Annotated in this window: 20 protein-coding genes; 15 read left to right on the forward strand and 5 right to left on the reverse strand. The window is 31.0% G+C overall.

Annotated features, from left to right (window positions below; genetic code table 11):
- The first annotated feature begins 32 nt into the window (after window positions 1-32).
- Together PKN74_RS02180 and PKN74_RS02185 are read left to right on the forward strand one after the other, a co-directional pair.
- Window positions 33-1,208 carry an ABC transporter permease gene (locus PKN74_RS02180; RefSeq protein WP_472308148.1) on the forward strand — a complete coding sequence of 392 codons (1,176 nt, stop codon included), beginning with the start codon at window positions 33-35 and terminating at the stop codon, window positions 1,206-1,208.
- Between the two features lie 179 nt (window positions 1,209-1,387).
- Window positions 1,388-2,005 carry an IMPACT family protein gene (locus tag PKN74_RS02185; RefSeq protein WP_472308150.1) on the forward strand — a complete coding sequence of 206 codons (618 nt, stop codon included), beginning with the start codon at window positions 1,388-1,390 and terminating at the stop codon, window positions 2,003-2,005.
- Between the two features lie 36 nt (window positions 2,006-2,041).
- Here PKN74_RS02185 and speE (PKN74_RS02190) read toward each other — a convergent pair whose 3' ends face one another.
- Window positions 2,042-2,908 (reverse strand): polyamine aminopropyltransferase, encoded by an 867-nt coding sequence (gene speE / locus PKN74_RS02190; RefSeq protein ID WP_472308152.1) that lies wholly within the window; start codon window positions 2,906-2,908, stop codon window positions 2,042-2,044.
- 297 nt (window positions 2,909-3,205) lie between these two features.
- On the opposite strand from speE (PKN74_RS02190), the gene dnaX reads away from it, so the two are divergent.
- Genes dnaX through PKN74_RS02205 form a run of 3 tightly spaced genes read left to right on the forward strand, consistent with a single transcriptional unit; the run spans window position 3,206 to window position 6,459 of the window.
- Window positions 3,206-4,627: a DNA polymerase III subunit gamma/tau gene (gene dnaX, locus PKN74_RS02195; RefSeq protein ID WP_472308154.1), complete on the forward strand. Its 1,422-nt coding sequence runs from the start codon at window positions 3,206-3,208 to the stop codon at window positions 4,625-4,627.
- Between the two features lie 13 nt (window positions 4,628-4,640).
- Window positions 4,641-5,474, forward strand: coding sequence for a 5'-methylthioadenosine/S-adenosylhomocysteine nucleosidase family protein (locus tag PKN74_RS02200; protein WP_472308156.1), 834 nt, complete (start codon window positions 4,641-4,643; stop codon window positions 5,472-5,474).
- Window positions 5,443-6,459, forward strand: a complete 1,017-nt coding sequence (locus PKN74_RS02205) for a spore photoproduct lyase family protein (RefSeq protein WP_472308158.1) — start codon at window positions 5,443-5,445, stop codon at window positions 6,457-6,459. Before PKN74_RS02200 ends, PKN74_RS02205 begins: the two co-directional genes overlap by 32 nt.
- Before the next feature lie 36 nt (window positions 6,460-6,495).
- Here the strand turns inward: PKN74_RS02205 and speE (PKN74_RS02210) are convergent, their stop codons facing one another.
- The 3 genes from speE (PKN74_RS02210) to PKN74_RS02220 are packed head-to-tail and all read right to left on the reverse strand — an operon-like array spanning window position 6,496 to window position 8,311.
- Window positions 6,496-7,362 (reverse strand): polyamine aminopropyltransferase, encoded by an 867-nt coding sequence (gene speE / locus PKN74_RS02210; RefSeq protein ID WP_472308160.1) that lies wholly within the window; start codon window positions 7,360-7,362, stop codon window positions 6,496-6,498.
- Complete coding sequence (gene speD, locus PKN74_RS02215) at window positions 7,362-7,760, reverse strand: adenosylmethionine decarboxylase (RefSeq protein WP_472308162.1); 399 nt, start codon at window positions 7,758-7,760, stop codon at window positions 7,362-7,364. Before speD ends, speE (PKN74_RS02210) begins: the two co-directional genes overlap by 1 nt.
- Window positions 7,761-7,774: 14 nt before the next feature.
- Window positions 7,775-8,311, reverse strand: coding sequence for a helix-turn-helix domain-containing protein (locus PKN74_RS02220; RefSeq protein WP_472308164.1), 537 nt, complete (start codon window positions 8,309-8,311; stop codon window positions 7,775-7,777).
- A 350-nt stretch (window positions 8,312-8,661) separates the two neighbouring features.
- Here PKN74_RS02220 and mreB point away from each other — a divergent pair, with 350 nt between their 5' ends.
- From mreB to PKN74_RS02235, 3 genes are all read left to right on the forward strand, one after another.
- Window positions 8,662-9,669, forward strand: a complete 1,008-nt coding sequence (mreB, locus tag PKN74_RS02225) for a rod shape-determining protein MreB (protein ID WP_472308166.1) — start codon at window positions 8,662-8,664, stop codon at window positions 9,667-9,669.
- Window positions 9,670-9,679: 10 nt separating this feature from the next.
- Complete coding sequence (locus tag PKN74_RS02230; protein ID WP_472308168.1) at window positions 9,680-10,363, forward strand: hypothetical protein; 684 nt, start codon at window positions 9,680-9,682, stop codon at window positions 10,361-10,363.
- 419 nt (window positions 10,364-10,782) lie between these two features.
- Entirely contained in the window at window positions 10,783-12,489 is a 1,707-nt protein-coding gene (locus PKN74_RS02235) for a penicillin-binding transpeptidase domain-containing protein (protein ID WP_472308170.1), read from the forward strand.
- A gap of 39 nt (window positions 12,490-12,528) precedes the next feature.
- Here PKN74_RS02235 and glyA read toward each other — a convergent pair whose 3' ends face one another.
- On the reverse strand, window positions 12,529-13,800 hold the full coding sequence (gene glyA / locus PKN74_RS02240) for a serine hydroxymethyltransferase (RefSeq protein ID WP_472308172.1): 1,272 nt from the start codon (window positions 13,798-13,800) through the stop codon (window positions 12,529-12,531).
- Window positions 13,801-14,061: 261 nt separating this feature from the next.
- On the opposite strand from glyA, the gene PKN74_RS02245 reads away from it, so the two are divergent.
- The 7 genes from PKN74_RS02245 to PKN74_RS02275 all read left to right on the forward strand — a co-directional run bounded on the left by PKN74_RS02245 (window position 14,062) and on the right by PKN74_RS02275 (window position 21,971).
- A complete protein-coding gene (locus tag PKN74_RS02245; RefSeq protein ID WP_472308174.1) occupies window positions 14,062-15,066 on the forward strand; it encodes a LacI family DNA-binding transcriptional regulator in 1,005 nt (334 codons plus the stop codon).
- Window positions 15,067-15,131: 65 nt separating this feature from the next.
- Window positions 15,132-16,367 (forward strand): ABC transporter substrate-binding protein, encoded by a 1,236-nt coding sequence (locus PKN74_RS02250; protein WP_472308176.1) that lies wholly within the window; start codon window positions 15,132-15,134, stop codon window positions 16,365-16,367.
- A gap of 4 nt (window positions 16,368-16,371) precedes the next feature.
- Window positions 16,372-17,283, forward strand: coding sequence for a carbohydrate ABC transporter permease (locus PKN74_RS02255; protein ID WP_472308178.1), 912 nt, complete (start codon window positions 16,372-16,374; stop codon window positions 17,281-17,283).
- The gene (locus PKN74_RS02260) at window positions 17,273-18,103 is read left to right on the forward strand and encodes a carbohydrate ABC transporter permease (RefSeq protein WP_472308180.1); all 831 of its coding nucleotides are present in this window, start codon (window positions 17,273-17,275) and stop codon (window positions 18,101-18,103) included. Before PKN74_RS02255 ends, PKN74_RS02260 begins: the two co-directional genes overlap by 11 nt.
- A 6-nt stretch (window positions 18,104-18,109) precedes the next feature.
- Window positions 18,110-19,321, forward strand: coding sequence for a glycoside hydrolase family 13 protein (locus PKN74_RS02265; protein ID WP_472308182.1), 1,212 nt, complete (start codon window positions 18,110-18,112; stop codon window positions 19,319-19,321).
- A 662-nt stretch (window positions 19,322-19,983) separates the two neighbouring features.
- Window positions 19,984-21,072, forward strand: coding sequence for a butyrate kinase (gene buk, locus PKN74_RS02270; protein WP_472308184.1), 1,089 nt, complete (start codon window positions 19,984-19,986; stop codon window positions 21,070-21,072).
- The gene (locus tag PKN74_RS02275; protein WP_472308186.1) at window positions 21,069-21,971 is read left to right on the forward strand and encodes a bifunctional enoyl-CoA hydratase/phosphate acetyltransferase; all 903 of its coding nucleotides are present in this window, start codon (window positions 21,069-21,071) and stop codon (window positions 21,969-21,971) included. The genes buk and PKN74_RS02275 overlap by 4 nt, the downstream gene beginning before the upstream one ends.
- Window positions 21,972-21,976 lie beyond the last annotated feature (5 nt).

Here is a 21,976-nt window from a genome sequence, read left to right on the forward strand (position 1 = left end):
AAATTGACTAAGTATTATAGTGGGAGGATAAAATGAAATCCTTAAAAATGATGTGGTACGAAATTAAAAAGATTTTCAGAAGTCGTGCAGTGTTAATCTTAAGTATTATAGTCCCCACAATTCTAGCATTTTTAGGTTCCTCCTTTTATCCCAAAAACCTCACGCAAAACTTTAGTTTGGTTATTTATAACCAAGATAAAAGTTTTTTAGGTAACTTTACATTTTTACTTATAAAACAATTTCTAAGTTTTGAAAATACTGTGGAAATTAGTACTGAAGAAGATTTCAACAGGCTAATAGAACAAGGAAATTATGATTCAATTATCATAATTCCAAAAGGTTTTGCCAATGATTTGGTAAATAAGGTTCAAACGTCTTTGTATGTAGTTCCTAACCCACATAATATCCAGAACAGCCTCATGATTTATACAGCCTTTAAAGCTGTGTTTGATGAACTAGCAGGAATTCCAGAAATAAGGGTAGGATCTACGACTGAGTTCCTGTTAGGTGGTGGAATTGGGATTGATGAAACTAGGCCTAAACCGGAAATTAAGATGTTAATACCAAATGCTAAAGACAAAACACTTGTAGAAGCTGACTCAGACAGTTTTGGAATTAACGATATGTTCGCGCCAATTGTTGCTGTAGTAGCTATTCTCATTTCTTCAATGATTGGTATCTCAAATTCTTTAGGTCAAGCAAGAGAATCAAAATTGCTTGATTTATATCTTTCAAATGGTCTTTCGATAAGAGTTTTTACCGTTGCTAAGCTGCTGGCATATCTACTATTTGGTTTTGTTATAGGAATTTTTTCATGGGGAATGTTCAGGCTTTTGGGCGTTCATTCACTGGCTGTAAGCTGGCATTTATTTTTATTAATATTTGTATCGGTATTTACTTTTACCGCCTTTGGTTTAGTACTTTCATCCTTCTTAAAAAGTGCTAAGGCTGCTTCATTTCTAGTTACCGCAGTTATAGGATTAATGTTCGTTTTTGGAAATGTGCTGATTCCAGTCCCAAAGGGTGGGTTTTTAGAAAAATTCTCCTATATTTTTCCTGTCAAATATTCGTTAGATGCATGGCGTAAGCTAACAGTGCTAGGATATGGGATAATTGACATATACAAAGAAATCATTATACTTATGATTTTTGGATTATTTTGTTTCTTTTTATCATTATTTTTAATCAGGGTAACTCAAGAAACTTAAAAGAAACAATTAGTGAGAAACTAGAGACTTTTGAACTTAAAAAATTAGAAAATTTAGATTTCACAAAATCTTGAAATTACGCTGTATTTTAAAAAAAATTCTAATTCCAAAACATTTTTAAATATGTGTTTTATATTTTCTAAAGTCTCAATTAGAAGAATTTTTAAGAGGTAAATATAATGAAATATCGTTCAATTAAGGAGTCTCAGGAAACTTCTATTAATATAGAAAGATCAATTTTTATTGCAAATGCACAAAAAGTTAATACCCTGGAAGAGGCCCAAAATTTTATAAAAGTTATAACTCAAAAATATAATAACGCTACACACAATTGCTGGGCCTATAAAATTTTAGACGGTGATCAAGAATTATTTCATTATTCAGATAATGGAGAACCTTCAGGAACTGCTGGAAAACCTATATATGGTACAATAGAAAAATTTGATCTATCGAATGTCGCCATTGTTGTAACCAGGTATTTTGGAGGAGTAAAGTTAGGTATTAGAGGGTTGATAGATGCATACTCTACCTGTGCAGAAGAATTAATTAAAAACTCAAAACTAGCTGAATATGAAACTACTTATATCTACGCAGTACGATGTGACTATTCTGATTATTCTCAAATTCTTCGATTGATCTCAAAAGAACCAGGTATATACTTTTTGGATCAAAAATTTACAGAAGATGTTTTTTTAAAAACAGAAATAATTGAAAGTTATAAAGAAAAGATTCTACCTATTATTGAAAGTAAATTACAAGAAATTTCTTTTGTTCGAACCTCAGAAAGGGAATTGTAAAAACTTCGCTAAATTCATAGCGAAGTTTTTTATTTTTTACACATCCTCTATTAAATTTTTCACAAAGTTAGGTAACGCAAACGAAGCTATATGTATCTCCTCGTTATAGTACTTCAGTTCTTTTTCAAAGTTCTTAACCTTCTCAGGATCAAAGTCTTTTATTGGATCGATGTTTTTAGATGCAAATGTCCATGTCCATGTACCAGGTGCATATTCCGGAACAAATCCCATATATAGTTTTGCAATGTTAAATACAGAGCTGATTCGTTTATAGGCCTTAACCATCCATTCTTTTTCCATGAATGGTTCTTCAGTTTGTGCCGTGAAAACACCATTTTCAGTGAGGGCTTCTAAACAGTCTTCATAAAATTCTTTCGTGTAAAGAGCACCTCCACCACCTTCAGTTGGATCAGTTGAATCAATTATTATTACATCAAATTCATTTTTAAAGTTTTTTATGAATTTGCTACCATCTTCAAATACAAGTTGAACTTTAGGATTACTTAGTTCATAAGATAAATTGGGTAAATACTTTTTAGTCGCTTCAACAACACCTTTATCAAGCTCGCACATGACAACTTTTTCTACAGAAGAGTGTTTCAAAACTTCTCTAACAGTTCCGCCGTCTCCTCCCCCAATTACAAGCACTTTCCTTGGGTTTTCGTGGAGAAATAGAGGAACGTGAGAGATCATTTCATGGTATACAAATTCATCTGAATCCCTGGTCATTGTTATACCATCTAACGTAAACACTTTCCCAAATGCCTTTGTTTCAAATATATCTATCCTTTGATATTGGGTCTGTTCAGAATAGATAACGTGGTCGACATTCATAAAGATACCATATTTATTCACTTTGTCGTAATCATTAAAAATAAACGGCGGATAAACTTTTTCTGGCATTTTTTTCACCTCAACTTAGTATAATAAAGATTGGAAAAAGGAAGTACAATTTAATAGAACATTACAAAAAGTGATCTATTAATCCATAATTTTAAGAGTAGAATGAGTGAAATACTAAACTTCTTGTTTAATATTATAAACTTTTTTTATTTCTTTTCAGTAGAATTAATTTAACTTCTTGTTGCAAGAACCTCAAAAATTTTCCGAATGTGTTATACTATAAGATGATTAAGCTTTTCAATTCACTGTAAATTAATTTATTTTTTAAGAAGAGAGTAGTAAGTGGAGGTAAAATTTATGAATAGTAACTTGTATAGAAAATATAGGCCGAAAGACTTTGGAGATATAATAGGTCAACCACATGTTGTGAAGTATTTTCACAATGCCTTAAAAAAAGGGGAAATCTCTCATGCATACATTTTTTCTGGACCTAGAGGAACAGGAAAAACAACTACTGCGAGAATTTTAGCCAAAGCATTAAATTGTAAAAATCCGGTTAATTTTAATCCGTGTAATGAATGCGAAAATTGTATTTCAATAAATAAGAATAGTTTCATAGATGTCATTGAATTGGATGCAGCATCTAATAGAGGGATTGATGAAATAAGAAATATTCGAGATTCAACGAATTATTTACCTGTATATGGAAATTATAAAGTTTATATAATTGATGAATTTCATATGCTAACCAGGGAAGCTTTTAACGCACTTTTAAAGACTTTGGAAGAACCACCTGCTCATGTTATATTTGTTTTGGCAACTACTAACTTAGAAAAAGTTCCTGATACGATAATTTCACGTGCTCAATTAATTAATTTTAAGAATTTGTCTTCTGAAGATATATTCTTCGGATTAAAGAAAATCGCTGATTTGGAGAGTATCCAATATGAAGAAAAAGCTTTAGAAATAATCTCAAGAAAAGCTAAAGGTAGTATGAGGGATGCAATATCCATGTTTGAACAAGTTGAAAAATTTGGCGATGATAAAGTTTTTTTTGAGGACGTAATGGATATCTTAGGGTTGTTCGATGAGAGCTTTATTGTTAGATTTATAAACAATATTTTAGAATCTGATATAGATGGTTTTTTAGAGCAGTCAGAAGAATTGTTTAAATTAGGAAAAGATCCAGAGATATTATTAGAAGAATCTATAGAATATCTTTTTGAAAAAATCAAGGAGAAAGAAGATCCTTTTTTTGAAATTGAGATGATGAATGAGTTTAATAATATTATCAAAGATTTAAAATATAGTGAAAACAGGAGATTAACCTTTGATGTAGAAATAATTAGTTTTCTAACTAAAAACATGCGTTCTAGGAATACTGTAGCTTCTTTCGAAAAAATTGCAGGATTTGATGTAGATAAAGAACTCGATAGCAATAAAACATTGGCAAAAAGTGAAAAATTTGATAATCCTGTGATTGTAAAAATTTTTAATTTTTTCAGTAATCCCAGAAGTAAAAAGTCTAATTTAGCTATTTATTTTTCTTTACTATCTTCCAAAATTGAAATTAAGGACAATCGTATAATTTTTAACTTTTCTGAGAATGAGTTGTTAGAATACGAAATTTTAAAAAAATATAGAGATGAATTAAAAGTGAATATCTCTCTTTTAATAAATGAATCTTATGAAGTTTCTCTTTTATTTACTGGTAAAGAAAAAGAAACTTTTAATATATATGAAAAAACCCCGATTTACCAAGAAAAAAGATTATTCTAGGAACGTGATCCACATGATTTACATATTAACTGCTTTAAGACCAGAAGCTGATGGTTTAATCAAGCAATATCAGTTAAAGAAAGTAAAAGATAAACCTTTTGAAGTTTTTTCCTCAGAGAAGATGAAATTAGTTGTTTCGGGGGTAGGAAAGATAAATGCTGCTGCAGCAACAAGCTATATACTAAGTGATTCAGACATTAATTACAATCACGAAGATTTTTTTTTAAATTTTGGTATTTGCGGCACATTAAAAAAAGAGCTGACAGTTGGAGAAATGTTTTTATGTAATAAAGTGTTAGATTATGAGACTAAAGAATGTTTCTTTTCTGATATTTTGTTGGAATATGATTTAGAAGAAGAAACGATACAAAGTATCGATCATTTGCATCAAAAATTTGATTTTCTTGAAGCTTTAGTAGATATGGAAGCTTCAAGTGCTTTTAAGATCTCTTCAAAATTTTTAAACACTCATCAAATTTATGTTGTCAAAATAGTTTCTGATTTGGCATACAAAAAAAACAACGAAAAACTGTCTAAGCAATTCGTTTTGGAGATAGTCGATAAAAACATCAATAAAGTAGTGGATTTTATTGATAAAACAGTTCTTTTCCTTAAAAGTTATCAGATGCTTTTTCAAAAGAGAGACTCAGAATTCATAGAAATGCTTTCTATTTCTTTGAATTTGACGTTTTCACAGAAAGAACAATTAAAAAATGCTTACTGTTTTTATAAAGCTAATAAAGGTTGTGAGCCATCCTTTTTAGAAGAGTTTTTAATCATTAAACCAAAAAATTCAAAAGAAAGGAATGCAATTTTTGATCAAATCAAACAAAAATTATATAGCTAGAAAATTTTCTCATATATATGTGGAAAAAAGAGCTTTCGATTATCCAATAACTCAATACATACTTAACAAGTTTTCTAAAAGCAAAGTTGTAGCTATAGAAAATTATAATGAAATATTTTCAAGAAAAAATCAAAATCCATACGTACAGAAATTATCTCCTTCTTTAATTCTTGCGGAAAAAAAAGAAGGTTTTTTTTATAAAGGTTCAAGACTATGTCATAATTTTCAAGAAGAGAACTTTTACTATACTAATTTTATATTAAATTGTATATTTGAATGTGATTATTGTTATTTGAAAGGCATGAATCTGTCCTCTCATATAGTCTTCTTTGTTAATCTTGAAGATTATTTTGAAAAAATTAATATCCTTATCTCAGAAAAAAATAAGGTATATTTGAGTATTTCCTATGATTCCGATATCCTAGTTTTTGAAGGTATTTATCCATTCTTTAATAAATGGTACAATTTTGCAAAGAAAAATCAAGGTGTTACTATAGAAATCAGAACGAAAAGTGCAAATTGGAAAAAGTTTACAAACTATGATCCAATAAGTAATTTGGAATTATCTTGGAGTATATCTCCAGAAGAAGTTATCAATAAATTTGAAAAAAAGACCCCTAATTTAGAAGCAAGACTAACTGCTACGTCTAATCTTTTAAAGAAAAATTGGAAAATAAATTTAGCCTTGGATCCTCTTATATACACGGGAAAAACCTGGAGAAATACTTACTATGAGTTTTTGAAATATCTTGTTTCTAGAATAAATTTAGAACTAATCAATTCGATTACTGTTGGGGTTTTCAGAATACCTGTTAATTATTTGCGGAGAATGAAACGATTTTCTGATTCATCGGTAGTTTTCTTTCCTTATGAAACAATTGAAAATGTTGCATCGTATCCTGAAGACATTAAAGAAGAAATGTTGAACTTTGTAGTTTCGTTTCTTGAAGAATACTTCGATAGCGAAAAGATCTATGTAATATAACAATAAAAAAACTTCGCTAAATTCTTAGCGAAGTTTTTAGATGCCGTCTATCAACTTTTTCACAAAGTTAGGTAACGCAAACGAAGCTATATGTATCTCCTCGTTATAGTACTTCAGTTCTTTTTCAAAGTTCTTAACCTTCTCAGGATCAAAGTCTTTTATTGGATCGATGTTTTTAGATGCAAATGTCCATGTCCATGTACCAGGTGCATATTCCGGAACAAATCCCATATATAGTTTTGCAATGTTAAATACAGAGCTGATTCGTTTATAGGCCTTAACCATCCATTCTTTTTCCATGAATGGTTCTTCAGTTTGTGCCGTGAAAACACCATTTTCAGTGAGGGCTTCTAAACAGTCTTCATAAAATTCTTTCGTGTAAAGAGCACCTCCACCACCTTCAGTTGGATCAGTTGAATCAATTATTATTACATCAAATTCATTTTTAAAGTTTTTTATGAATTTGCTACCATCTTCAAATACAAGTTGAACTTTAGGATTACTTAGTTCATAAGATAAATTGGGTAAATACTTTTTAGTCGCTTCAACAACACCTTTATCAAGCTCGCACATGACAACTTTTTCTACAGAAGAGTGTTTCAAAACTTCTCTAACAGTTCCGCCGTCTCCTCCCCCAATTACAAGCACTTTCCTTGGGTTTTCGTGGAGAAATAGAGGAACGTGAGAGATCATTTCATGGTATACAAATTCATCTGAATCCCTGGTCATTGTTATACCATCTAACGTAAACACTTTCCCAAATGCCTTTGTTTCAAATATATCTATCCTTTGATATTGGGTCTGTTCAGAATAGATAACGTGGTCGACATTCATAAAGATACCATATTTATTCACTTTGTCGTACTCGTTGAAAATAAACGGTGGATAAACCTTTTCCGACATTATTTCACCTCAACCTTATGTCGTGAATTATCAGGGACACCTATAGACTCAAATACCCCACGTTTGTATTCCACAGCGTCTTGTCTACGAGATTTAAAAGCATCTTTTAAATAATTAAAAGCTACCCATGGGTCAACAGACTCGCCACAAGTGTAAATATCTAACGACGCATATTTGTATTCTGGCCACGTATGAATAGCTAAATGAGACTCTGAAATTATTATTGCACCACTTACTCCGTGAGGTAAAAAGCGGTGAAAGGTGGATGTTACAATTGTTGCTCCACATTCAATAGCTGCTTTCGTCATTTGGTATTCGATCTCTGAAACATTGTTGAGTATTTCTTCGTCGCAGTCGTATAACTCTGCTATCAAATGTCTACCTAAAGATTTTGCCATCTCTCACTCCTCCTTTAAAAAATTTCTATCCAAAGAAACTTTGCCTTTTGACTTTTGCTTCTGTTCTTTATGTAGTGTTTTTTGTTTGGCGTAAAAAAGAAACACTCCTCACTTTCAATTATATAAGTTTCTTTGTTTAAATGAAGCTCTATTGTGCCTTCAATAATGAATCCGAATTCTACACCTTCATGAGGTTTCTCTATCTCTGTTGACTTTCCTGGATCAAGTATTATAAATGATGGTTCTATGTTTTTTGGATCGCTGGCTGTTAACAAAAGCTCTTCGCATACTCCTTCAGGTGTGTCATATATAGGAATTCTATCCTCCTTTGTGTAAACCACTTTTTCTTTGTTTTCTAAGTTTGAGAAAAATTCTTTTAAGTCTGTTCCAAGGGCTCTCAAAATCATCTCTAAACTCTCAATGGTTGGAGAAGTTAAGTCCCTTTCTACTTGAGAAATAAAACCTTTTGTTAAATCTGATCTTATTGCCAGTTCTTCCTGAGTCATATTTCTCATAATTCTCAAACTTTTAATCTTTTCACCAATCTTCATAAAAATACCTCCAAATATGGTGTTCCTATAGAAATATTAAATTTTAAAAATATTATATATTAAACTATCTGTTTAATATTATAAACTTTTTGCCTAACTTTGTCAATCACTTTAATTTAAATTTATGTTGCTAAAATCTCAAAAATATTATTTCTGTGTTATACTAATATAGATAAACTAAATAACCTAGAATTCTTAATATAAAGATTTAAATAATAACGAATCTTTTAGAATTTAATATTATTGATGCCGAGTGAGTTTTTATTTAAAGTCAATAGAATAAATTGATAAAATAAATTGATCATGAAAAATTTATTTTAGATAAAAATTTAAGGAGGATTTTTTATAGCATGAGATCTTATATGAGAAGTTACCTAGGCATAGATCTAGGTACTGCCAATACAATCGTTTACATGAAAGGAAAAGGAGTAATTTTAAATGAGCCCTCGGTTATCGCTATAAATAAAGAAAATGGAGAGATAATTTGTGTCGGTAGTGAAGCTAAAAAGATGATAGGAAAGACCCCAGCTAATATTTTTGCTATTAGACCTTTAAAAGAAGGAGTAATTGCAGATTATAACATAGCAGTTGCAATGTTAAAATATTTCATAAATGCTGCAGTTGGAAATTTTGTAGTTTTGAAACCGGTAGTTGTGGTAGGAGTCCCTACTGGCGCAACAGAAGTTGAAAAGAGTGCTTTAAGAGAAGCCGCATTAGATGCCGGGGCAAGTAAAGCCTTCTTGATAGAAGAAGCAATGGCGACAGCTATTGGAGCAGGTTTGGATGTAGAAGAACCATCTGGAAATATGATTGTTGATATTGGAGGCGGTACAACAGAAATAGCTATTATTTCTCTTGGAAATATTGTATTGTCAAGGTCTCTAAGAGTTGCTGGAGACCAAATGGATCTAGAAATAATGGACTATATAAAAACGAGATACAATATAATTATAGGTGAAAAAACTGCCGAGAGAATAAAAATGGAAATAGGTAATGTTTTTGATACTGAAGAGTATAATAAATTAAGCTTAGAAATAGTAGGATTGGATGTATTATCAGGTTTACCAAAAACTATCCAGGTTTCAGGATATGAAATTAGGCAAGCAATAAAAAACTCAGTAAATAAAATAATTGAAAATATTAAGTCAGCTATTGAAGAGACTCCTCCTGAATTATTATACGATATTGTTAATAAAGGAATTTTCCTCGCTGGTGGAGGAGCAATGATTAAAGGAATGAAAGAGCTAATTGAGAAAGAAACTTTTATTAGAGTTATTGTAGCTGATGATCCAATTACCTGTGTGGCACGGGGAGCAGGGTTAATAATAGATAAGATAAATATTTTGAGAACACTTTAGAAGTTATAAAATGAAAAATTCGAGTTTATTTTTTTTGGCTGTAATAATTTTTGTTTCAATTTTATTCAATTTATTCTCAAATGCCCTAAACGTTGTGGAAACCCTAATGTTTCCCTGTGATTTTTTGTTTTCAAATTTATACTCAAAGATTGAATCTCGAAGTTTAACTGAAGATAAGTTAAAAAGTATTATGCATATTGTAGAAGAAGAACCTTTTTTTATAATTGAAAGTAAAGAAGTGAAAAACTTAAATATGAGCATTCCTTGGGGTATAATTTTAAAAGAAACTAATAGAACGTTAACAATATTAACTAGCGGAGACAAAATTAATGAAAACTACTTAGTTGTAAATGAAAATGGAGTATTACTTGGATTTGTTGAAAAAGTCTATTCTAACAACGTTTTAGTTAGAAAAGTTGGTTGGGGGAATCAAAGATTTTTTGGTAGAATACATAATTTAGACGTTTTGATAAAGGAAAATCGAGGAGATATTCTAGTTGAAATACCTGACGATTACAGACTACCGCATGATGATTTAAAGCTTTTTTTAGATTTTCCATTTTACTTAAAAAATAGAAACGAAAATGAAGAAGCTGCATTTCTGGTTGGCGATTTAGTTTCAAAATATGGAGAATTTTACCTCTTTAAACCATACAGAAACGAAAGCTTTGTAGTATTTATTTTCCCATATTAATTTAGTATAAAAGTGAGATGAATCTATGAAATACGTTTTTTATTTGCTTTTCGCATTAATTACGGCCTCGTTCGATAGATGGTTAGGAGAAACCTTAATTTTTGTTTTTCCTATCTGTGTTGTTTATATAATAGCACTTGAAAACTCTGAGATATTCCCTCTTTACTATACTTTCTTATATACAATCTTTTATTTTAGTACAAGATTAGAGTTAAATTTTTCAGCAATTCTTTTTTTTGGTATTTTTTTGATGCTAAATTTTCTTTTTAAAAATATGAGAATGAATTTTTTTAAAGCTTTGATTATTTTTTGCGTGCTTTCTTTCTCGCTAAGTATAATGACCAAGTCTTATTTTTCATCATTAATTGGCATGATTATAATGATAATAGTTTATTTTGTAAACATGAGGTTGATTGTAAATGAAAGAGAAACGAGTTAAATTTTTGTTTGTGGTATTTTTAATTTCTTTTTGTTTGATATTTTTACGCTCTTTTCAGCTTCAGGTTATTGACTGGGAGGAGTATACTTTAAAGGTTCAAGATTTGAGTACCAAGATTTTTATTGAACCACCTGAAAGGGGAAAAATATATGATAGAAATGGGAAACTTTTGGCTTGGAATGAAACAATTTATCAAATAACAAATTCAGGAAACATCCTAGAAGAAGACACCGAGGAAAAATTATACTCCATCTTAAAAGATGTTGTTGATAATCCTTACATGGTCATTGATAAATTAAACTTTCAAAAAAAAGTTAATTTGAATATAAATTCTGTTGTGGCATTAAAAATAGCTGACATTGATCCAAACCTAAAAGTTCAAGAAAAGCTTATCAGAAGGTATGCTCATGAGTCATTGTATCACATTTTGGGGTATGTTGATAACGAAGGATATCCGAGAACAGGGCTAGAATTGGTGTATGATGAGAAAATACGGGGGAATTATGGATACAAAATGTCGATTATGTCTTCAAGTAAAGGAACTACCCAATTAATAGAAAAAACTTATCCCATCCCTGGGAACAACATAGTTTTAAGTATAGATCTAGATCTGCAAATAAAGGCATATGATTATATGAAAAAATATAATCATAATGGAACAATAATAATTTCTAATCCAAATACTGGTGAAATATTGGTATTTGTAAGTTATCCTTCACCTGATCCAAATAAGTTTTCTGAAGGAATGGATAATCTTGAATACAAAAAAATACTAAATGATCCAAATAAAATATTAGTTAATCGATGTATTTCAGCATATTATCCGCCGGGATCTATTATTAAACCTTTTGTTGCTTACGCGGCTCTTGAAGCTGGAATCTCACCGGATGCTACTATTAATTCAACAGGTATATATTATTTGAGAAATTCCAAAGGGGAAATCATAGATCAACTAGAAGATTGGAATCCTTTAGGACATGGAGAGACTAACTTAGTTAAGTCAATTAGATCGTCTGTCAACAGCTACTACTATTGGTTAGGTGAAAGACTAGGTATTGATTATTTAGAAGAATATGCTCATGAGTACCAATTGGTAGAACCCACAGGGATAGATCTTCCTTATGAAAAAAGTGGAAATTTCCCTGGAAGAAAGTGGAAACTTGAAAATCTAGGCGAAGTTTGGTATCCTGGAGAAACATTGAGAGTTTATATCGGTCAGAGTGCAACAACTATGACTCCTATACAAATTTTAAGGATGTATAACCTAATAGCAACAGGAGGTAATTATTATAAATTTAATTTGTTTATGAAGGAAGAAGATATTTTTGGAAATGTAGTGAACGAATATGAACCTATCTTAATAGATTCTTATGAAATGAACAAAGAATATTTGCAATACATCTACCAAGGGATGATTGAAGCTACGACTTATGATGGAGAATCAAACGAAAAAGGTACCGCCTATGACGCATTTAAAGATTTTCCAATAACTGTAGCAGGAAAAACAGGAACTGCTCAAATTGACAAAGAAAAGCATTCCCATTCATGGTTTGCAGGATTTTTACCTACAACAGAACCTCAATATTCAATAGTTGTATTTGTTGAATATGGTGGTATGGGTGCTTCAACCGCAGCTCCTGTCGCTCGTGAAATTCTGCATGATTTAGTTGAAAAATATCTTTATTGATAATCTACTTAAATTTAATTAAATTTAAAATAAAAACGTTTATTCCAAAAGATCTGCATACATAGGAAAGCTTTGGCTAAGGAATAATACCTCACTCTTTATTTCATTAACTAGATTTTTGTCAAGTGTTCCTTCCTCATCTTGAATGTTCTTTGTAACTTTTATTATTAATTCAGCTACTTTTGTCATTTCTTTTTCTTTCATACCTCTAGTAGTTACGGCCGGAGTTCCAACTCTTATTCCGCTAGTAACAAAAGGAGGGCGAGTTTCTTTTGGAATAGTATTTTTGTTGACTGTTATATTACATTCTCCCAAGGCTTTTTCCAGGGCTTTACCAGAGATGCTTAGATTTGATAGATCAACTAAAAATAGATGAGTATCTGTTCCGTTAGAAACAATTTTTAAACCCTTTTCTGAAAGCTCTTCGCTTAATTTTTTAGCATTTTTCACAACCTGTTTTTGATAGATTATAAAATCCTCACTCATAGCTTCTTTGAAAGCAACTGCTTTTGCTGCAATTATATGTTCCAAAGGACCACCTTGCATTCCTGGAAAAATTGTTTTGTTTATTTCTTTAGAAAGCTCTTTATCATTAGTTAAGATGAGACCTCCTCTGGGACCTCTGAGTGTTTTATGTGTAGTAGAGGTTACAACGTGGGCATATTCAATTGGATTAGGGTGAATCCCTGCAGCCACTAATCCAGAAAAATGAGCCATATCAACAACAAGATAGGCCCCAACTTTGTCTGCTATTTCTCTAAATCTTTTAAAGTCAATAATACGAGAATATGCGCTTCCACCAGCAACAATAACTTTAGGTTTCGAAGAAATTGCTAATTTTTCTACCTCGTCATAATTAATTATCTCGGTTTCTTCTTCTACACCATACGTTACTACGTTATATAACATTCCAGAAAAATTTACAGGCGCACCATGAGTTAAATGACCTCCGTGATTTAAAGACATTCCCATTAATGTGTCTCCTGGTTTCATAAGTGAAAAGTAGACTGCCATGTTTGCTTGAGAACCTGAATGAGGCTGAACATTTGCATATCTAGCATGAAAAAGTTCTTTAGCTCGATCAATAGCCAATGTTTCTACCTCATCAACAAATTCACAACCACCATAATATCTTTTTCGAGGGTAACCCTCTGCGTATTTATTAGTAAATATACTTCCCATAGTTTGTAAAACAGCCTTTGAAACATAATTTTCTGAAGCAATTAACTCCAAACCAAATTCTTGCCTTTTGAGTTCTTTTAACAATATATCGTAAACTTCTGAATCAACGTTTTTAACTTCCTCCCACATTTAACATCACCTCTTAAATGTACGTCTTTTAGATAAGTAAGTAATTAATATCGTATCTTAATTCTAACACAAAAATATATTTACTATGAAAAAATTTTTGATAAAAATCCACGAAAACAAAGAAATTAATTTTTATTTAACTCTAAATCTCCGTGTTTCAGTATAAAGTTGTCTAATCGGTGGAAATCATTCTTGACTGTTTTAGTAAGAAAAGATATAATGTATTTAATAAATTGAAACGTTTCAAAAAGGAGGTAAATTATGTCCAGAGTTACTATTAAAGATGTAGCAAAGGAAGCTAATGTATCAGTTGGAACCGTTTCAAGAGTTATAAATGGTGAAAAAAACGTTTCTAAAGAAAATAAGCAAAAGGTTCTTAAGGCGATTGAAACTCTTGGATATGTTCCAAACACCTACGCTAGAGGACTTGTTTCAGGAAAAACTAATTCTATATCGATAGTAGTCCCTATGATAAGGACAGATTTTTATGATAGACTGATTAACTCAGTTGATTGTGTATTGATAGAAAATAATTATGAAAGTTCTATATTTCCTTTACTTTCAGAATATCGGTTAAAAAAATTCTTAGAAAAAAGCTCTATTCTATATCATTCTGATGGAATCCTTATGTCTTCGCTTCCTGTTCAAAAGTTATTTAAAGATGGAGTAGTTCCTACAGAAAAACCTGTTGTCTTGATAGATATGGAATCAAATTTTTATGATTGTGTTTATATAGATAATCATCTTATTGGAAGAATCGCTGCGAAAATTTTACTTGAAAAAACAACCAATTTATATGTTATGACTTTTATAGAACCTGATACTATTTTCACTTCAGGTGTTTTTAAAAAAAGAATTGAGGGTTTTGAAGAAGTTTTAAAAGAAAATAATCTAACTTTTTCTTCCAAAAAAGTTTTTCATAGTGAACTAAACTTACACTATGCATTGAATGAGGCAATGTCGATCTTGAAAAGGATTCAAAAATTTCCGGTAGGATTTTTTGCAACTACGGATTTATTTGGTTATGGATTAATTTTGGCAGCTAATAACCTTAATTTGGAAGTTGGAAAAGATATTTTTATAGTTGGTGTAGATGGTCAGCCTTGGACAGAAGACATTGGACTAACAACTATCAAACAACCTATTGAAGAAATGAGTCAATTAGCTACAAATATTCTTTTAGACAAAATGAATTCGAAGTTTTCTATGTCTTCAAGAAAGTCCGTTAAATTTGATCCTTTGGTAATTAGAAGAAATTCAGCGTAGTTATGGAATTTGAAAAATCAAGAAGTGCAAATGGAACAAATAAATCAAAAGGAGGAAGAGAGAAAATGAAAAAAGCGTTTTTATGTTTAGTTATTGCAATTTTTAGTGTTTTTATGTTTGCTAAGACAGAGTTAGTTTTTTGGCACTATTGGGATGGAGAGAATGGAAAAAAATTAGAATCTTTAGTAAAAGAATTTAATGCTTCTCATCCTAACATTGAAGTTCAACCTGTTTTTATACCTGGATCAGATTTGCTAACAAAGATTCAACTTTCAATACTGTCAGGACAAACTCCAGATCTTGCGATTTCAGATATTATCGGCATGCCTTTAATACTTGATACTGCAAAAGTCATCGACTTAATGCCTTTTGTGGAAAAATATAACTATGATTTAAATGATTTTTATGAAAATACTTTAGTTTATGGCAAAGTCGAAGATAAGCTTTTTAGTATCCCAGTAAGTTCTAGTAACCTTGGGTTGTTTTGGAATAAAGATCTCTTCAAGAAAGCAGGTTTAGATCCAGAAAAACCACCAAAAACGTGGGACGAACTCGTTGAGTTTGGAATAATTATTAAAGAAAAAACAGGAAAATTTGGTTACGAGTTATATTTAGATGGAGGAGAAGGTACAACTTGGCAGTGGCAAATTTTTCTTTGGCAGGCTGGAGGAGAATTTCTGGATCCCAACTCTAATTATAGAAAATCTTCTTTCAATTCTGAAGCTGGAGTTCAAGCCCTTCAATTTTGGGTTGATTTAACTAATACTCATAAGATTTCACCAATAGCTCCTTGGGGACTATTCAGTCGTGGTGAAGCTGCCATGGTTATGGATGGATCTTGGATGACACAATTTTTCCCAGCTCAAGTAAATTTCGAATTAGGTAGCGCTATTTTTCCTTACCCTGAAAATGGTGTCCCTGCCACTAACATGGGAGGGGAACAGATATTTATTTTCAACACTACTAAAGAAAAAGAAGCTGCTTCCTGGGAATTTGTAAAATGGTTTACCAGTACAGAAGTTCAGATAGATTGGGATAAAGCAACTGGTTTTATTCCAGTAAAGAAATCTGTGGCAACTGATGAAAGTTATAATGCATATATTAAAAACACAAATAGATTGTTATTGCCGTTTATAGAAGTACAGCAATATTCACATGCTAGACCTCCTATTAAAGAATATCCTCAAGTTTCTGATATAGTATCAAAAGCTATTATAAGTGCAGTATATAAAAAAGGGACACCTGAAGAAGTACTTAATGAAGCCGCATCCCAAGTAGATTTGTTGTTGGGAAAGAAGTGATTGAATGTCAAAAAAAACGGGTGGGTCGCAGACCCACCTCTTTTTCAAAAAAGAACGATTTTCATTGGCTATTTTTCTAATTCCTTCAATTATAATTATTTTTGTTTTTAATTTGTTTCCAGCATTCTATTCGTTTTTTTTGAGCTTTTTTAATTGGAATGGATTCAGTCCAAATAAAGAATTTGTAGGATTTAACAATTACATTATGGCTTTTAAGGATCCAGAATTGAGAAACTCGATAATCGTCACTTTAATATATTCTTCGTTAGTTACTTTTCTCTCGATGATCATAGGTTTATTAATTGCATTGGCATTGAATAAAGACCTTAAAGGGAAATCCTTATTTAGATTACTTTACTTTATTCCAGTTGTGACACCAAGTGTTGCCTCAGGGATTACATGGAAGTATTTGTTTGATCCCTACAATGGGGTGATTAATAAAATACTAGGCTATTTTAATATTAATGGGCCACAATGGTTAAACAGCACATCTTGGGCTCTTTTTTCAGTTTCTATCGTCGGAATTTGGAAAAGAATAGGTTTTTGTATGGTGATATATTTAGCTGCTTTACAAGATATTCCAAAAAGTTATTTAGAAGCAGCTGAAGTTGATGGGGCAAACGTATGGCATCTTTTCAGATATATAAAATTACCTCTCTTATTACCTTCATCACTGTTCTTAATAATTACTGGTTTTATTGAATCGTTTCAAGTTTTTGATTTAATATATACTATGACTAACGGAGGCCCAATAGGGGCTACTGATGTATTGGGATTTTTGCTATATAGACATGCTTTTAAGTATTTTAATCTAGGTTATGCTTCTGTGATCGCGCTAATAATTTTTGTTATTCTTTTCTTTTTATCTATAGTTCAATGGAAATATACAGGTGGAGGGGTTAAAAATGTCGCATAAAAAATCTTTTTCTATAAAAAATGTGTTTTTATATATTTTTCTAGTGATCGGTGCTTTCATTTCTATAATGCCTTTTTTATGGCTCGTTACTACCTCTTTAAAGCCACCAGGAAAGATTTTTTCTGCTCCCTTGTTATTTCCTACGCATTTTTATTTTGAGAATTATATTGAAGCATGGAACGCTGTTCCTTTTGCTAGGTATATTTTCAATAGTACAATTATGTCTTTGGGCATAGTTATTTTTCAGACTCTTTTCTCAGCAATGGCTGGTTATGCTTTTGCAAAGATTAGGTTTAAATTTAAAGATGCTCTATTTATTATTTTTTTAATCACAATGATGATACCAGATTCCGTCAAAATGATTCCCAACTTTTTGACAATAAAAAACCTTGGATGGTATGATACTTATACTGCTTTAATTGTTCCTCGAGCAGTAAGTGTTTTTGCTATTTTCCTTTTTCGACAATTTTTCCTGTCAATACCAAGTAGCATAGAAGAATCTGCTAGATTGGAAGGTTGTGGTTTGTTTAGACTGTTTTTCCAGATAGTTTTGCCACTTTCAAAACCAGTAATGGTAACAAACATTTTATTCTCATTTTTATTTGCTTGGAATGATTTTCTATGGCCTTTAATAATCACAGATTCTCAAAAAATGCGAACTATTCAAGTAGGTTTGTCATATTTTCAAGGAAGATACGGTATTAGATGGGAATTACTATCAGCCGCAACTATTTTTTCAATATTACCTTCTTTAATTGTTTTTATAATTGCCCAAAAATATTTTATTGAAGGAATATCAACTTCAGGTTTAAAGGAGTGAGGATTGTTGAGTAGAGATAATACGATAATTTATCAAATCTTTCCCGATCGTTTTAATAAAGTCAACAATAATCAAAAAAAATATAAAAATTGGGGTGAAAAACCTACAAGAAGGGATCATTTTGGAGGTAACTTAAAAGGAATAAAAGATAGAATTCCTTATTTAAAAAAATTGGGAATAAATTGCATTTACTTGACACCAATTTTTTTAGCCCCATCTCCACATAAGTACGATACTCAAGATTACATGAGAATAGATCCTAACTTCGGTAACATGGATGATTTTGAAGATCTATTGAAGTCTTTGCATGATGACGGCATGAAATTATTATTAGATGGCGTTTTCAATCATACTGGCGACCGTTTCTGGGCATTTAAAGATTGTGAAATTAATGGTGAGACCTCACAATATTGGAATTGGTACCATATCCACGGTTTTCCAATAAAAAGATTCCCTAATCCAAATTATGAAGATGCTGGAATTTATTATTTGCCAAAATTAAATCATGATAATAATGATCTATTAGATTATTTGAAACAGGTAGTAAAATTCTGGACCTCTAAAGGAATTGATGGTTGGCGATTCGACATGCCTTGGTGCATCAAACCTGATTTTTGTTCAGAATTAATTAATGAAGCTAAAGGAATAAATCCAAATATATTTGTAATTGGAGAATATTGGGGATTACCTTATGAACTACTTGAAAAATATCCCTTCGATGGAGCGATGGATTATATTTTTCGAGATAACGTGATCAACTTACTGAAGGGGACAATAGATCTTCATACTTTTGTGCAAAATCTAAGTTACAAAGAACATCTTAGATTTAATAGATGTTGGAACATGTTAGGAAGTCATGATACAAGTCGAATAAGAGGGATTCTTAAAAGCGATAAAAAAGTTAAAATAGCGTTTACACTTCAATTTACTTTTCCGGGAATTCCAATTATCTATTATGGCGATGAAATAGGGATGTTTGGTGGAAGGGATCCTGATTGTAGAAGAACGTTTAATTGGGATAAAGAAAGTTGGAATATGTCCATTTATGATCATGTAAAAGATTTATGTAACTTTAGAGAAGGTTTAACAAATATAGAGAATTTTAAATTTTTAGAATTTAAAGATAAAAAATTAACCTATCTATTAGAAGACACAAAAAGTTCTTTTATGATAGAAATTGATTTAAAAAATTATATATCGGAAATTCATGAATTGTAGCAAATTAAATTGCAATAATTTCTAAAATAAATATAAAGTCCTTAGCTTTAGAGCTTGGTTAAAAATTCGAGCTCTTTTTTTATTGTTTTTTTTGCAAATTTAACAAATATACTTTGTGAAAAAATCTTAATAAGATTAAATATAAAAAGAGTAAAAACTCGCAAAAGCTTTATGATTCAGAATTATTTTTAAATACGAGCAAGACTGAAAAATAAAAAGTTTATATATGAAATATTTTTCATGAAATTTTTTTCACACTGGTTTTAAATGCGTGTAATTGGTTGTAATTTACCATAATTACTCATAAACAACTTTGACTTTTTAGATATTTTTAATTACAATTAAAATGATAAGAGAAAATTACAAATGAATTAAATTTCACAAACTTTTTTGTTTAAAAAAGTTTGTGAAAATATCAAAATCAATTGAATAATTTCAGTAAAAAGAGTTCATTAACAATTTTATAGTCAGAGGTAAGCAATTTGTCTGAATCGTAGAAATATATAATTTGCGTGTACCCTGATTTTGATACTTATGTAGGTCGGCTCTACAATTAAAAACTTTGATCGTTTCTGAATTAGGAAGATTTTTGAAATATTTATAGAATTTAAGTCATAGAAATTCTAAAATGTCTAAAAGTTTAAAGTTTAGGAGGTGAACTAATGAAGAAAATATTAGTTATTTATCCGGATTGGACTCTTACTAAAATTGCAATCTTTGAGGATGAAAAAAAAGTATTAGAAGGGACTTTAAATCACGATCAAAATGAACTATCAAAATATGAGAAGATTATAGATCAATTAGATTATCGTAAAGAATCGATAAAAGACTTTTTGAATAAACTGAACCTTTCAATTGACGATTTTGATGCTATAGCTGCTAGAGGCGGAGTATTCTTGCCTATGCCAAGTGGTACATATGTTGTTAATGAAAATATAGTGAATTATCTCGCCACAAAATCGCCTATGGAACATCCAGCCAATTTAGGAGCAACTATCGCTTATAATCTTTCCGAATCAAGTTTTAAAAAACCTCCAGTTTTCATGACCGATCCTATTTCTGTAGATGAATTTATCGACGAATCTAGAATAGCTGGAATACCCCAATTAGAGAGACTTAGCAGATACAATGCCCTTAATATGAAAACTGTCGCAAGATATGCCTCAAACGAGTTGAAAAAAGATTATTTCGAATGCAATTTTGTAATTGCACATTTAGATGAACAAATATCCATAGGAGCACAAAAAAATGGATTGATGATAGATGCAACTTTTCCTTTTGATGAAGGCCCTTTTGGACTTCACACAACTGGTGATTTGCCTTTAGGAGACCTAACAAGTTGGATTTTTAAACATAAAAGCAAGTGCAAAGAAAAGGATATTAGATCGAGATTCATAGAAAATGGTGGGTTACTTGCTTATCTTGGTACAAAAAATTTAGAGGAAGCGATTAAAAAAGCTACAAAGGAAAATGATGCAAAACTGATTGTTGAAGCAATGGCTTATCAAATAGCAAAAGAAATTGGAGCAATGGCGGTTGTACTAGAAGGAAAAATAGACGCTGTAATTATAACTGGTGAATTAGCAAATAACGAATATTTTGTTAGATTAATTAAGAATAGAATAGCAAAATTAGGGGTAGTGATGCTTTATCCAGGAACTTATGAAATTGAAGGACTCGCTTATGGGACGCTACGAGTTTTATATCAATTAGAAGAATTTTTAATTTGGGAAGGAGAGAAAGTTGCATGATAAAAAAAATTGATCAAATTTTAGAACTAATAAGTGAGCAAACCAAAAAGGTGATTTCTGTAGCTGCAGCTGAGGACTTAGAAGTCTTGAAAGCAGTAAATAAGGCCTACGAACTAGGTCTCTGCGACTTTATATTGTTTGGTAACAAAGAAAAAATTTTATATATTGCTCAAGAAAATAATCTAGATTTAAGTAAAGTTGAAATAAGAAACACCACAAATGATTATGAATCAGTCGTTGGTGCAATTGAAAGTGTTGCTAAGGGAGAAGCAGATCTTCCTATGAAAGGTAAGATAACGACCTCGGAGATTTTATCAATATATCTTAAAGATGAATATGGATTAAAAAGCGGTAAAACAATGAATTTAGTGTGCGTTTTTGAAATCCCAAGGTACCATAAGCTTCTAATTCTGTCTGATGCAGGAATGGTAATCTCTCCAACACTTGAGCAAAAGATTGATACAATAAATAATGCCGTAACCGTTGCCCATGTGTTAGGTAATAAAGAACCTAAAGTTGCTATCTTAGGTGCCTTAGAGCTGGTTAATCCTAAAATGCCTGTAACAATAGACGCTGCGATCCTGACTCAGATGAATAGAAGAGGTCAAATTAAAGGTTGTGTGGTAGATGGACCATTCGCACTGGATAATGCAATTTCAAAAACAGCTGCGGAGCATAAAGGATTGGTAAGTGAAGTAGCTGGTGACGCTGATATACTGATAGTACCAGATATAGAGGCTGGTAATATTTTATACAAATCTTTAGTCTATTTTGGAGAGGCTAAGTTAGCTTGTTCTATTATCGGTGGTAAAAAACCAGTTGTACTTACCTCTAGAGCAGATTCTAACGAAACAAAATTAAATTCAATAGCCTTTTCAATTTTGATGACCGAAAGGTGAGTGAA

Origin of the sequence: Defluviitoga sp., from assembly GCF_035349255.1 — a bacterium.
In the GTDB taxonomy this organism is placed as follows: Bacteria; Thermotogota; Thermotogae; order Petrotogales; family Petrotogaceae; genus Defluviitoga.